Source organism: Candidatus Paceibacterota bacterium (genome assembly GCA_041661265.1).
GTDB lineage: Bacteria > Patescibacteriota > Minisyncoccia > JAHIHE01 > JAGLIN01 > JBAZUT01.
The window spans coordinates 1-13,497 of record JBAZUT010000023.1; the positions used below are offsets into that span (position 1 = coordinate 1).

Below are 13,497 nucleotides of genomic sequence, written 5' to 3' on the forward strand. Positions count from 1 at the left end.
ACGAAGTCCTTTCTGTTCACAATATCAAAAAATTCTCTCGTCATCTCGGCAATTTTATCGGTGGGTTTTCCGTTTGCCATAAGGACATGAGCGAACTGCTCTTCAAGGGGCGTTCCCGTGGAATTCAAATAATATTCTTCCACTTCTTTCCCCGAGATCGCAAATTTATCCTCCAGTATCTCGCGGAATGTTTCCGCATAGGTCGGGATCGAATTGACCAGAGTTCCGTCCAGATCGAATATCCCGAATCTGAATTTTCTTTCCATTTTTTATCATTATTCTTATACACATATTATACAGAATTATCCGAAATATGAAAATAATATGAATTTCCAAACTTCGGGAAGCGGCAGGAAATACAACAGCTCGCCTTATTGCACCCTCCATGCTTCGACCCGCTTCGCCGGCGGCTGTCAGCAAGGCGAGCAAGCTCAGCACGACGCGATTGGGGGACCGGCTGTCTATAAATCAATAAAAAAATCTCCCGTAATTTGGAGATGTCTTATTTTATTTTTACTGTTATTTCTTCCGTTTTTCCCGGATTGAGATATATTTTTCGCTGTTCGAATTTTTCCCCATCCCTTACGGTGATGATCGTTTCCAGTTCGCAAAAAACGCCCATAAAATACTCAATCGATATATTGCCATCCTCATCGAATTGATTGATCAGTCCGAAAATGATCTTTCTGTCGTCGCACTTTTTGAACTTTCCGTTGCAGAATATCTCCTTCGTCTCTCCGGGATTGAGGAGTATCACTCCCCTGAATTGCCCGAAATCGTCGAACAGAGAGGTCAGAATGCCTTTCGGGTTTATTACGGAAGAAAAATGACATATCTCGCTTCCCGTCTTATCCTCAAAGTATATTCCGTCTATATCCGCATCAAATATTCTCTTTCTTTCACTCATGCTGTTCACCTCATATAGGACATTTTGTATAACATTATATATTATCGTCGGTTTTTGTCAATGGATCGCGCCGTCAATATTTATTTCTTATGTCGAAGAATAATTGACAATATTTTTATCTTATGCTATAATAGGAGAACTTAAACAATGACTTAATTTCTTTTTCAGTAATTTATTTCTGACCTTGAAATTTATTGGTCAGTATTTTTTATACACACATATGGAACAAAAAACATTCAATGGGCTTGGAATAGCCCCTGCGATCATGGAAGTATTAACTAAGCGCGGATTCACCGAGCCGACGCCCATCCAGTATCAGTCGATCCCGGCTGCGCTCGAAGGGAAAGACATCGTGGGCATCGCGCAGACCGGAACCGGCAAGACGCTGGCTTTCGGCATACCCATGATACAAAAGCTTATTTCGTCATTTTCGAATGGTCTTGTAATACTTCCGACCAGAGAACTGGCTATCCAAGTAAACGAATCGATCGAGAAGATCGGAAAGCCCCTGGGACTGAAAACCGCGATATTGATCGGCGGAGACAACATGAACCGCCAGATACGCGACATCAGGAACAATCCGCATGTCATAATTGCGACTCCGGGACGTCTTGCGGATCACATCCAAAGAAAGACCATTTCGCTCGAACACGTTTCCATTCTTGTTCTCGATGAAGCGGACAGGATGCTCGACATGGGATTCGAGCCCCAGATAAGGAAGATCCTCCAGAATGTCCCGAAAGAAAGGCAGACGCTGCTTTTTTCAGCGACTATGCCCCCGAAGATCATGTCGATCGCAAAATCATACATGCAGCTCCCTATCAGGGTCGAAGTTGCGCCGTCAGGATCCGTCACAAACCACGTTACGCATGAACTATACTTCTGCAAACACGAATCCAAAATGGCTCTTCTGAAAACGGTCCTCGAAAAACATGTGGGCAGCACGCTCATCTTTTCAAGAACAAAGCACGGAGCCAGAAGGATCGCCGAGAGGATCAGAAAAATGGGGCATACCGCCTCAGAGATCCATTCGGACCGGAGCCTCAGCCAGAGACTCAGCGCGCTTTCAGGGTTCAAGACCGGAAAATTCCGCGTTTTGGTCGCAACCGATATCGCAGCCCGCGGGATCGATGTCACCAATATAGAACTCGTTGTGAACTATGACCTCCCGGACTCGCCGGAGGACTATGTGCACCGCATTGGAAGAACCGGACGCGCCAGCCGCTACGGACATGCGATCTCATTCGCGACTCCGAGCCAGAGGTTCGACGTAACACTGATCGAACGCCTCATCAAGAAACCGCTGCCCGTCTCCAAATTACCGGATCTTCCAAAGATGGAACAGACCGACATGAAGAGTGAACAATATGTTCCGGAAAACCGCCCTCATTTCTATCCACCAAGGGGAAGACGAGGAGCTCCGCGCAGGAATTCCAGAGGCAACTATAATCACAGCCGCGCAAGATCATTTTCAAGATAAACCGAAAAACCGCCAGTAACCCTGGCGTTTTTCATATGAAAAAAAGGATGCTCTGATCCTTTATCTGTCTACGGAAAGCATTTTCCTGAATTCCGCGATCGGAATGCTGTCCAATTTCTTTTGCGAAATGAATCTCCTCCTTTTTTGTTCGATCTCCTTGTTCTCATCTCTATCCCCGTCTTCATGATAATCAAGTCCGTTTCGCGCGAGCAATTCATCGATCAGTTCCATCCTTTCTTTGAACGGCGAGAAGAGAACATCCTCGTCTCTTTCTCCAAGAACGATCTGATCTTTGCTTTCCCATGCATGGATCGCCGAAAACACGATCACTTCCATCGTTTCTCTCGGGATCGTGAAATGCGCAATGCGCCGAGGAATGACAACTATCGTCCCTTTCCTGATCTCAAAATCCTGATAACCTGTCAGGATCTTTCCTTTTCCCTTCAGAACATAATAGAATTCGGCGGATCTTTCGTGATAGTGCGGCACGGTCGGACTTTTGATCGTCGCCACCGCGATGCTCGCCTCGGCAAGATCCTCCGCTGTGGTTATTTTCTTTACCATTCCGCATACATCCTCGGTCGATCTTACATCACCGACATTCCTGACGATAACCTTTTTGCTTGAATTTTTTTTCAAAATTAATCGCCTCCCGGGCCAATTAACGTTATACTAGCAAAATATCCGCATAAGTCAATTTGTTTTATTCTATATTTGCTTATACCGAACGATCTCCGTTCGTAAAAAAGCAGGCTATGCGCCTGCTTTTCGATGCCACATATTCCAAACTACTTCATCATCGGAACCGGATAGTCGTTCGGTGTTGCCGGAAGCGCGATTGTTTTCACTTCCTGCAAGTTGTCGATCCTGTTCGCCTTCAGATATTTTCCGGACAGCGTGTACAGAATGTCTTTTATATACAGACTTCTTTGAACGCCGGTCCTGTAGCCGGTCCAATAACCATCCGCACTATCGGCATGGTCGATCTGGCCCCGGAGATTGAACCTGAACTTGTCAATGCTGAAAACATAAGCTCCGTTGAAAAATTTCGGATACTGCGGCGGCATAGGGGAATCGGGAGGGACCGGACGTATCATCATCTCCTGCTGCTCGAACGATATCCCCTGATCCAATACCTTGAAATTGTCCTGCGTGCTCACCGGGATCACAAGAAGATTCTTGTCGAGTGAGAACAGGAACGCTTTGTGCTCGTCTATGGCAATTGAATTGCTTGAACTGTTGCCGATAACATATTTATCAAGCTCTTTCGGATTTTGGACATCCGCGACATCGAACAGCGAAAGCTTGACGCCTCCGGTCACGCGGCCGTTCTCATCGCTCTCTTTTCCGATCCCGATCAAAGTCGTTGCGTCATAAGGATGCAGATAGCTCGAGAATCCCGGCACCTTGAGCTCTCCCAGGATCTTCGGATCGCTCGGATCCGACAGGTCGATCACGAAAAGCGGATCTGTCCTTTTGAATGTGACCATATATGCCCTGTTCTGCATAAATCTCACCGCATATATCTGCTCGCCTTTCGCAATACCTTCGGCTTGTCCGACGACCTTCATATCGCCATCCAGGACATATATATTGCTGTATGACTGGGTATCATCCGACCCGAACTGGGACCACGTCCTGTTCTTTGTCGTTGCGATCCTGAAATAGCCTGCACTCTCATCCATGGAAAACTGATCCAGGACCATCCCCGTCACGTCGCCGACGGCCTTATAGTTCAGATCTCCTTTGTCGATCGCGATCTTGTGGATCACGGTCCTTTCGAGCTCCTTGGAAATATCCTCATATTTCTGTTTCACGCGTTTTTCGATCTCTTGCTGCAATTCTTCCTCCCGCCCGGCAAAATCCTTTTCATATTTCTGCAATATCATCCCGATTTTATTCAATTTTTCTTCCGGAGAAAGTATATAGTTCTTGGTATTCTCTATTTCAGTGACCATCTCCCTGTCGCCCTGCGACAGCATAGGATAGATGTAGTCCCTCACCACTCCCATCATAATATCCGCCGTAAGCGCTTCTTCGCTGATCTGCTTGGTGTATGTTATATAGAAATTATCCTGCGAAACATAGATATTGTTCTGCGACTGATCCAAAAGGAACACTTCGCTCTTCACCTTTTCGGCCGCATCTTTTATATTGATCGAAGATACAGTCGTGTATGTATATGAATTATACGGGATATCGAAATAATATATATTCGAGCATCCCTTGCATACGATATCCTTTGCGCCATTGTTCTGGATCTCGCCCTGATCGATGATGATCGGCGCGATCATATCTTCGCTTCCCTTTGTCACCCTATATCCATAATAGGGATAGGTCGAAGTTACAAGATAGACATAGTCTCCGATCATCCTTGAATTCGCGCTGCTCCCCTCAAAATATAGGCTTCTCACTTCTTTCGGGCTATTCTTGTCGCTTATATCATAGACCTTGAGATAGGTGAAGCTTGTCCGTCCGATCGGCATAAGCACATCGCCCAGCGCCTTTTCGTTATTGAAATTCCATTTCTGCCCATAGACAGCAAGTTTGTCTCCGCTCAAATACATGCTCTGTGGAGCAGAATCAAGCTCTATCTTGGAAACAATTTGGGAATTCTCAGCGGGATAGGACTTTATTATAGAAACGGTGTTGTTCGTGATCGTATAGATATATTCTCCGTCGGTTTTCACAATGTCAGCCTCGTCAACGCCCGCAACCTGTACATTTGTCGTCGAATAGTCTCCGGTGCCGCCCGTTGGCGCGCTTTCCGGAGGCCTTGCCTCTCCCCACGTCGGAATTTCTGGAGAACTTATGGGAGACTCGAAATTCTGATTGGTAGCATCCTTCATCATGGTCTCCCTGCGTACCGTGCCATATGCTCCGCTCATCATCCCGAAAGAACTGCTTGCCATTCCCTCATCCAGGAACTTTTTCAGCTCCTCGGTTGATGCAAACTTCTTTATGCCGGTGTTCTCATTGTCCGAGATCACGCCTCCATCGCCATCACCGGTGCCGGGAGTGATGCCGATCGGGCCGCCGATCCAATTGATATTCGCAATAATGGCCAGACCCGCGGCCAATACGACGATGCAGACAAAAAATGCGACAAACATGGCCGATGCGCGGCTGTTAGTCCTCGTTTTTCTGTTTTTTCCCGGCTGGCCGCTTGCGCCTGCCGCGCCGGCTTGGCTGTTATTGTTTATCTTTTCGTTTCCCATGATAGTATATTTATTTAATTAGAAAAGCACTATGATCTTTGGATCACAATATGGACATAGATCCTTCTTCGCGATCTATAGGCTCTTTATTAAGAGCACAGCTCCAATGACGAACAGGATGAAAAAAATAAAGAAAAATGCCGGGACCATATCCTGCTTATTTTCGTTCTTTTTCATTTTTTTGTTTTAGTTTATTAATAAAAAATGATTTGATATTTTTGTGTTCCTCCATTCATTCCGTCCGCGCGATCGATCTATATTATATTACGAATCCGGCAATCTTTCGTAACATTAGCGCGATATTCTTCCCGTTTCGACAAGATAATCCTTGAGAGCATCTTGCCAGTCCCGAAGCTTGCTCAGCTTGGTGTTTATGAGAATGGAATAGTTCGGCCGTCTGGCTGGCGCGGGAAATTGGTCGGTGCCTACGGGCTGGATCCTGGGATCGAGCTTCGCAAGCTCGAATATCTTCTTTGCAAATTCAAACCAGCTGCACGTTCCACTGTTGGTGATATGATATATCCCATAAGGCTTTTTCGATTCGACGAGTTCTCTGACCTTCTCGGCAAGATCCTTGGCATAGGTCGGACTGCCGATCTGGTCGTTGACGACTTTGAGATCTTTTCCTTCCGAAGCAAGCCTCAGCATCGTTTCAATGAAGTTCTTTCCGCTTTTTCCAAAGAGCCACGACGTTCTGACGAGATAGTGCCTGGGATTGATATCCGAGATCATCTTCTCTCCGAGCAGCTTTGATTTTCCATATTCATTCAATGGACTCGCGGCAGGATGGTCCTCTGTATAGCCATCCTTATTCCCGCCATCGAACACATAATCCGTGCTGAAATGTATAAAAAGAGAATTTATTTCCTTGCAAACGCCTGAAAGATATCCGACCGCATAGCCATTGACCCTGTATGCGATCTCATTGTTCGTTTCGGCATCATCCACTGCAGTATAGGCCGCCGCATTGATGACGATATCCGGATTCAATTCGGTTATTTTTTCACTGACGTCTTCCTTATCGCCTATATCGATCTCATCGCGATCCCATAAAGTAAGTTCATGCAAACCTTTAAAAACTTCAATAAGTTCATGGCCGAGCATACCACGGCTCCCCAATATAAGAATTTTCATCTGATGGTCTTATTTATAATAATATCCGATCTACACCGACAGGCTTTCAACCAGCACCAGCATCGCATAGGAAAGAAGTATGACAATGAGCCCCAAAATGGCATATAACAGCATTTTTTTGGCTTTTGTCCGGCCTTCCGGCTCTCCCCTTGAGAACATAAAGAATATTCCGCTCATTACAAACACCAAAAGCGCAAGTCCGCCCATAACCTTGAGAAGCTCTTTGGCGGTATCATGAAGAACGATTCCCGCGGATTTTGTAAACTCCTTCAACTTCATCGATCCTCCGCTTCCTCCCGGAATTGGCAGAGGATTTACGGTTACAATCGGAGATGTACATGTATTCGTGTGGCCCGTCGTGCTTGTCACGGTCATGGTGTATGACAAATTCGAAGTGGGATATCCGAGCGTGTCTCCGCCGGAAGGAGGAGCGACAAGCCCCACGCCGTTGTTGATCGTTGCCGAGGCTGCATTTGTGCCGGTCCAGATGAGTGTTGTTCCCATGCCGGTCGTTATAGTGGTCGGAACTGCGGTCAAGGTGCATGTCGGAAGTACTCCGGGAGCGACATTCACTACCGTTGAACAATAGCCATCACCCAGAGCATTTGAGACTTTGATAGTGTATGTCGTAGTTGCCGCCGGAGCAACGACCCTCGTGCCACCGGGCAATGGAGCAACCCCTCCCGCCAAACCTGCATCCCAGACAGCACCAGTATAGTCGTAAGCAGCCCAAGTGAGTGTCGAAGTTTGGGGCGTAAGCGAAACGATATTGGGCGGAGTTGCCGTAAGCGTACAAGACGGAAGTTTTCCCGTTGTGGCCGAGCATGTGTTTGTCACACCGCTCCCGGATTGCAACGTCATTGTATATGTTATGGGAGGATTCACAAAAGTATCGATCGCAATAGATGAGGTTGCTGGTGTGTCAAATGGGGTCGGCGCCGGAGTTATACCAGCCACATTCCACGAATCCGGAACCGGCGTCGTGATCATCAGCGGGGTCGGCGATAGCCAATCTCTCGTAGTCCACTCAAGATCCACATCCTGTCCCATTGCAATAACACAAGGAGTTACAAACACGCCGGTATTCTTCTCCCTGCACTTCAAAGTACACTGCGGCTTAAGCTTCACTGTAACCGAGCAGGCATTTGGTACGGTCCCTGAAGGATTTGTCAGGTCCATCCAATACGTGTTTTGATACACTCCGACGGGCGGATTATAGGGAAATGGCCCTGTGGATCCGTTTGGAGGAATTGGACCGAATCCAACAAGAGTTGCACTAGTAGCACAGTTTGATGACGCCGTATAGGTGACGCCTTGATTTCTGATCGGTTCTGAAGGTGTTGCCGTCAGCGAATTGCATGTAGGAGGAACCCAGGTATTAGTACAGATTGCGGGAGTACATGAATCAGTTGTACACACATCACCGTCATTACAATCTTGCGTGGAATAACCGCATAAACCAGTGCCCGGATTGCACACTCCGTTATAAGTACGGATCAATCCGACACAACTATCAGCAGCACATACAGTAGGTGCTCCTATCAAGCAAGTTCCAGCGCCGTTGCATGTATCCGGATTAGTACAGGCATTCCCATCAGAGCAAGCACTGCCTGCAGGAGTCGGTGCTCCACTATTGCATGAGCCGGCGCCGTTGCATGTATCCGGATTAGTACAGGCATTCCCATCAGAGCAAGCACTGCCTGCGACGGTTGGCGCTCCCACGCAAGTTCCGGCACCATTGCATGAATCCGTATCAGTACAGTCACTTCCATCGCTGCAAGCTGTTCCAATGGGTTTTACAGGACAAAATCCCAAGCAACCATTAGCCTCTCCTCCGCACGCACTCGTACAAACAGGAACGCATATCGCATCCGCCTTGTATGGAAATACAAACATTAGACCTGAAAAAAACATGACAAACAAAAACGCGCTTGTTGCTTTATTTATCAAAAATAAATTCATCTCCATCCGGCATTTGATTTTAGACCCGAACTTTATTTTCATTTTTGTTTGATACTTATATTTTCTATGGCTTTACAAAAATATTTTCTATAACGACCATTATCGCATATGAGATCAGCACCAGAAAAAGTCCGGCAAGCGCCGCAACCAAAGCTTTTTTCGCCTTGTTCTTTGAATCAACATTTCCCGCCGACAGCATATACATTATTCCCGAAATCATAAGCACAAAAAGCGCGATCCCTCCCGTGATCCTGAGCAGGAACTTCGTGAGATCAAGCACGATGTCGATCACAGGCTTATCCATGAACATGATCTGCGCCTCGGCAAACAGCGGCATAAATGCGACAAAACAAACCACAAAAATCCAGGATCGATATGATTTATTTACATCCATTTAAATACGAAAGTGTTATATGCAATATTATACCACAAACATTTTATTTGCAAAAGGGAAGCGAAGGCTAGTTATGGTATATGGGTAGTCGTAAAGCTGAAAGTCCATAACGTCGAAAGTCAAAGGAGGTATACGGTATTAAGTATAATCAATGCGGAATTGTTCTATTGTTCTATTGTGATAATTCCCCTCTCGAGAGGGGACTTTAACAACATGGTCAAACAAAAAACCCACGAAATGCAGGAATATAATTCTTTAGTATTAAGCGAATCCATAACGACACACCCCTGAATCCCCTTGCCTACCGGCAGGAAATTAGAAATTTTATCCCCATTCCCCTCTTGAGAGGGGCTAGGGGTGTGTAGATCTGGAATTGTTCCATTGCTACATTATTCAAGTTATTGTTCGAGTGAAGCGGAGCGAAATCGAGAACTGTTCCAGAAGTACTTCTCGACTCTCCCGAGTACTCGGGGTCGCTCAAAGAATAATGCGCTTTTGCTTAAGTCCAGATTAATTTTAATTCACCGTGTAATCAAAATCCCTCTAGCTCCCTTTTTCAAAGGGAGAACGTATATTTCGCTTTAATACCCATAACTCGTCGCTCCTTTATCAAAGAAGGCTAGGTGGATTTGAATACATCCGTCTGTAATTGTGTGTTTTTAAATATTATGTTTTGTTTGTGATTTGTGTTTTTCTCTGTGGTAAAACAAAAAACCTGCAAGGTGCAGGAATATGATTCTATAGTATTAAGCGTATCTATAACAACACACCCCTGAATCCCCTCTCAAGAGGGGACTTTTTGGGTCAGCAGGCAGAATCGTCGCCACGGAGGAATATGAAAAAAGTCTTCACAAGTATGATGAGATCCAGGAATAAAGACCAATTCTCGATGTAATATATGTCCAGCTTCGCTTCGCGCTCAAAATCCAGATCCGAACTTCCACTGACTTGCCCCATTCCCGTGATCCCGGGTTTGATGGTGAGAAGCTTCCTGTGCCCCTTCTTGTATTGCGCAACCTCTTCCGGCTCATGAGGCCTGGGCCCGACAAGGCTCATCTCTCCCCTGAAAACATTAATAAGCTGAGGAAACTCGTCCAGCCTTGTTCTTCTGATGAATCTTCCGAATCGCGTCACTCTCGGATCGTTCTTGATTTTGAAAAGCGGACCGCCGCCGCGAAGATTGCGCTCGGCAAATTCGGGCTTCAGATTTCCCGAGCCGTCATATTTCATGTCATGCGCGTTTTTCACCATTGAACGGAACTTGAAAAGCTTGAACTTCCGCCCCTGAGCGATCCGGTCAAGGCGGGCAAAAACCGGCCCGTCACTGTCGAGCTTTATGATCAAAGCTATTATCAAAAAAAACGGAGAAAGGATCAAAAGTCCCAGCGAAGAAAAAATTATATCCGAGATCCTCTTCAGAACTTTCCCCCATCCGTCCAAAGGGGTCCGTTTAACCTCGATCAGAGTGACATCCGAAATGGTCTGCATCTCAAAAAGCGCCGCCTGCGCCTGGAACATATCCGGAACGAACTTGAAGCCGATGTTCTTCTCCTGGCAGAAATCCAGAAGCTCCTGGATCCTGTCTTTCGATATCTCCGACGAACAAAGGATTATTTCGTCGATCCCCGGATCCTTAAACGTCTCTTCGAGTTCCGCGAAATCGCACACTTGGAACTTTCGGACGACTTCATATCCGAGCACCTTGTTCGCCTTCACTTCTTTCTGGATGCTTCTCACGATCCCGTTCTTTCCGATGAGCACCAGCCTGTGATATCCGAGGCGGAGCTTGCGCGTGATCCAGCCCTGAAAAAATCTCATCGTCAGCCGTCCGATCACGACCATGGTGATCGCAAAGACCCATCCTGCAAAAAATATAAAACGGGAAGAGAACATCTCCCGCTGCATGAACGTCACGAATATCAGAACCATGAATCCCGCCGAAACTCCAACAATGATGTGGAAAACTTCCCTCCAGAATTTCCTGACGTTCCGCTCGCTGTATAGGCCCGAAAGCGCGAATATCAAAATAAAGATCGGCGCGACCGCAAAAATTATCTCCATGAACCTTTGAAACGGAAGATCAAAAACAATAGGCCGGAGATTCGAAAGTTCCGGCGTAAATCTCAAAGAATAGGCCATCGTGCCTGCAATGACGATCATCAGAAAATCAACGGGAACAAGAATGGCATTGAAAATCAGCTCCGACCTCTTCATAAAAAAACAGCTTAAAAGTGAATTAGCTTGTTGTAATAATTGCTTATGACCATATTTTTCATGCTAGAAGGAAAGACAGTGCGAACAATAAGCCGAATTCTGTTTTCCGACGCATTTTCACGCGCCGAAATGACAATCATCTATCTTGCCCCGGCATTGCTGCCGGGATCGAGCGAGCTACTTTCTCTTCGAGCTTCATACTGATTGCAGTTCAGATCTCAGCCCACGGTTTTTAGGCGCAGGCGTTTTTACTGAACTCCAAAATTTGAAACTCAAAGTTTGCTCTTGCACCAGACAGGGTTTACCATCAATTGCCGTCGCCGGCAATGAACGAATGTAGCCTGAATCAAACTAATGATCCGGACGCCATTCAACTTTTCACCTTTCATCCCGATAAATCGGGACTAGTATTGTCTCTGTGGCACTTTCCCTATCCCATCGCCCCTGCGACAGAACGGTTGCCGTTAGCAACTGTCTACTTCATAGAGGTTCACTATATGGGTGTTCGGACTTTCCTCCCCACAATAACTAATAACTCATAACCGATAACGAATAACAAAGTAGTAAAATTGTTATAAGTTAAAAGTGATTAGTTATCAATTATTGTGGGGCGATCATCTAGTCCGTACTGTCTTTATCTTTTAGCTCCTTTATTATATAAAATTTATCAGTTTTGTCAAGATGGGGATTTGTAGTGGCAAATCACGACTTTTCACTATGTGGGGAATTTAAACAATAGAATAACGAAACAATCGCAAATTCACACACCCCCGCCCCTCTCAAGAGGGGAGTTTCAGCAATAGAGCAATGAAACAATAGAACAATTCCGCATTAATTATACTCAATACGAAATACTCAATACCACATACTGATTCCCCCGCCCCTCTCAAGAGGGGAATTATAACAATAGAGCAATACGACAATGGAACAATTCTGCTTATATAAAATCCACGATCCTGTCCGCTTCAGTTTCCACCACTTTCCCTTCATATTCGCCGCTGTGAGCGGTCTCTTTTCCATAGCTCGGACGCTTTTGGTCGATGTGCAAATTCAAGAGATACTGCTCATCATTCTCTTTTATATACAGATGGTATCTGGGATATCCCGCGCCCGAAAGAACTCTCACATAGCTGTCGAAATGAGGCGCATATCCGCACGACCGGAGAAAACTGTTTATATTGTCTTTGAGATCCTGCTTGTATATTTTGATTACCATAATTGAGATTAGATTGATAATTGCATTCTAACACACCTCGACGTAAAATCAACAACTGACCATGGGTTCGCACCAACTGGATCAAGTTTTTTTGAAACAGCATCACGCAGCTCTCCCTCTGACAAGGGGGAGTTAGAGGGGGTTTCGCATTTCTGGATGATTTTTAACCCCTCCTAACCCCTGACTGCCGACAGGCAGTTCCCCTTATCAGGGGAGGTATATTTATCAGGCGTATTCCGGATAGACATTTACATATTTCCCATATTGTGCAATATTAAGTGCAAATGGACATTCAAATATTCGGAGGTAATTTATGAAAGATTGCAGTGAACAAGAGTTCAAGGTGAAAAAGATCGAAAAAGGGATCGTGATCGACCACATAAAACAAGGCCAATCGATCAACATCCTGAAAGTGCTGAAAATCGACGAGAAGCACGGGACTCCGGTCCTGGTCCTCATGTTCGTTCCAAGCTCCACGTTCGGCAAGAAGGACATCATCAAGATCGAAGACATCATCCTCAATAAAAAAAACATAAGCATAATTTCGCTCCTCGCGCCGGACGCCACCATCAACGTCGTCAGGGACTATGCCGTGATCGAAAAATACAGGGTCGAACTGCCGAGAGAGATCGAAGGGATCATCAAGTGCCCGAACCCGGGATGCATCACAAACACGAACGAACCGGCAACTCCCAAATTCTCGGTTGAACACGTTGAACGTGAAAGCGAAGATCAGGAAAACGGCGTGGAGCTCAGGTGCCTCTATTGCGACAACATAGTTCACGGGAATGAAATAACGAGGCTTCTGGTATAAGACAAAGAGCAAAAAATGCTCTTTTTTTATCTTGTGAATCACCCTGTGAGTCCTGCTGGACATCACAGGGCGTCTGGTGGTAATTTACAGCTCAAAGAGCCTTAACTGTTTTATGTCATCTTTTCTTCCTTGCTTTTCTATATATCTCTCTATTACTT

General features: G+C 45.8%; 11 protein-coding genes and 1 other RNA gene. 2 read left to right on the top strand and 10 right to left on the bottom strand.

What is annotated here, in order from left to right; translation table 11 throughout:
* The coding region (locus tag WC788_09535) for an HAD hydrolase-like protein (protein ID MFA6097838.1) at positions 1-266 on the bottom strand (266 nt) is incomplete at its 3' end.
* Between the two features lie 236 nt (positions 267-502).
* Positions 503-907 (bottom strand): hypothetical protein, encoded by a 405-nt coding sequence (locus WC788_09540; protein MFA6097839.1) that lies wholly within the window; start codon positions 905-907, stop codon positions 503-505.
* Positions 908-1,127: 220 nt separating this feature from the next.
* Between WC788_09540 and WC788_09545 the strand changes: the two genes are divergently transcribed.
* Positions 1,128-2,387 (top strand): DEAD/DEAH box helicase, encoded by a 1,260-nt coding sequence (locus tag WC788_09545; protein ID MFA6097840.1) that lies wholly within the window; start codon positions 1,128-1,130, stop codon positions 2,385-2,387.
* Between the two features lie 60 nt (positions 2,388-2,447).
* Here WC788_09545 and WC788_09550 read toward each other — a convergent pair whose 3' ends face one another.
* The 8 genes from WC788_09550 to WC788_09585 form a co-directional block, all read right to left on the bottom strand.
* The gene (locus tag WC788_09550; protein MFA6097841.1) at positions 2,448-3,026 is read right to left on the bottom strand and encodes a cupin domain-containing protein; all 579 of its coding nucleotides are present in this window, start codon (positions 3,024-3,026) and stop codon (positions 2,448-2,450) included.
* 149 nt (positions 3,027-3,175) lie between these two features.
* Positions 3,176-5,605, bottom strand: coding sequence for a beta-propeller domain-containing protein (locus WC788_09555; protein ID MFA6097842.1), 2,430 nt, complete (start codon positions 5,603-5,605; stop codon positions 3,176-3,178).
* A 291-nt stretch (positions 5,606-5,896) separates the two neighbouring features.
* Complete coding sequence (gene rfbD, locus WC788_09560; GenBank protein MFA6097843.1) at positions 5,897-6,739, bottom strand: dTDP-4-dehydrorhamnose reductase; 843 nt, start codon at positions 6,737-6,739, stop codon at positions 5,897-5,899.
* A 30-nt stretch (positions 6,740-6,769) separates the two neighbouring features.
* Positions 6,770-8,743, bottom strand: a complete 1,974-nt coding sequence (locus WC788_09565) for a pilin (GenBank protein MFA6097844.1) — start codon at positions 8,741-8,743, stop codon at positions 6,770-6,772.
* Positions 8,744-8,765: 22 nt separating this feature from the next.
* On the bottom strand, positions 8,766-9,095 hold the full coding sequence (locus WC788_09570) for a hypothetical protein (protein MFA6097845.1): 330 nt from the start codon (positions 9,093-9,095) through the stop codon (positions 8,766-8,768).
* Between the two features lie 804 nt (positions 9,096-9,899).
* Complete coding sequence (locus WC788_09575; GenBank protein MFA6097846.1) at positions 9,900-11,309, bottom strand: sugar transferase; 1,410 nt, start codon at positions 11,307-11,309, stop codon at positions 9,900-9,902.
* 72 nt (positions 11,310-11,381) lie between these two features.
* Positions 11,382-11,940: RNase P RNA component class A (gene rnpB / locus WC788_09580), an RNA gene on the bottom strand.
* A 306-nt stretch (positions 11,941-12,246) separates the two neighbouring features.
* Positions 12,247-12,525 (bottom strand): hypothetical protein, encoded by a 279-nt coding sequence (locus WC788_09585; GenBank protein ID MFA6097847.1) that lies wholly within the window; start codon positions 12,523-12,525, stop codon positions 12,247-12,249.
* A 313-nt stretch (positions 12,526-12,838) separates the two neighbouring features.
* Between WC788_09585 and pyrI the strand changes: the two genes are divergently transcribed.
* Positions 12,839-13,339, top strand: coding sequence for an aspartate carbamoyltransferase regulatory subunit (gene pyrI / locus WC788_09590; GenBank protein ID MFA6097848.1), 501 nt, complete (start codon positions 12,839-12,841; stop codon positions 13,337-13,339).
* Positions 13,340-13,497: the final 158 nt, after the last annotated feature.

Coding starts and splice junctions, on each gene's coding strand:
- WC788_09575 (MFA6097846.1), bottom strand. CDS start 11,309: ATGAAGAGGTCGGAGCTGATTTTCAATGCCATTCTTGTTCCCGTTGAT.
- WC788_09570 (MFA6097845.1), bottom strand. CDS start 9,095: ATGGATGTAAATAAATCATATCGATCCTGGATTTTTGTGGTTTGTTTT.
- WC788_09545 (MFA6097840.1), top strand. CDS start 1,128: ATGGAACAAAAAACATTCAATGGGCTTGGAATAGCCCCTGCGATCATG.
- WC788_09585 (MFA6097847.1), bottom strand. CDS start 12,525: ATGGTAATCAAAATATACAAGCAGGATCTCAAAGACAATATAAACAGT.
- WC788_09540 (MFA6097839.1), bottom strand. CDS start 907: ATGAGTGAAAGAAAGAGAATATTTGATGCGGATATAGACGGAATATAC.
- rfbD (MFA6097843.1), bottom strand. CDS start 6,739: ATGAAAATTCTTATATTGGGGAGCCGTGGTATGCTCGGCCATGAACTT.
- WC788_09565 (MFA6097844.1), bottom strand. CDS start 8,743: ATGAAAATAAAGTTCGGGTCTAAAATCAAATGCCGGATGGAGATGAAT.
- WC788_09555 (MFA6097842.1), bottom strand. CDS start 5,605: ATGGGAAACGAAAAGATAAACAATAACAGCCAAGCCGGCGCGGCAGGC.
- pyrI (MFA6097848.1), top strand. CDS start 12,839: ATGAAAGATTGCAGTGAACAAGAGTTCAAGGTGAAAAAGATCGAAAAA.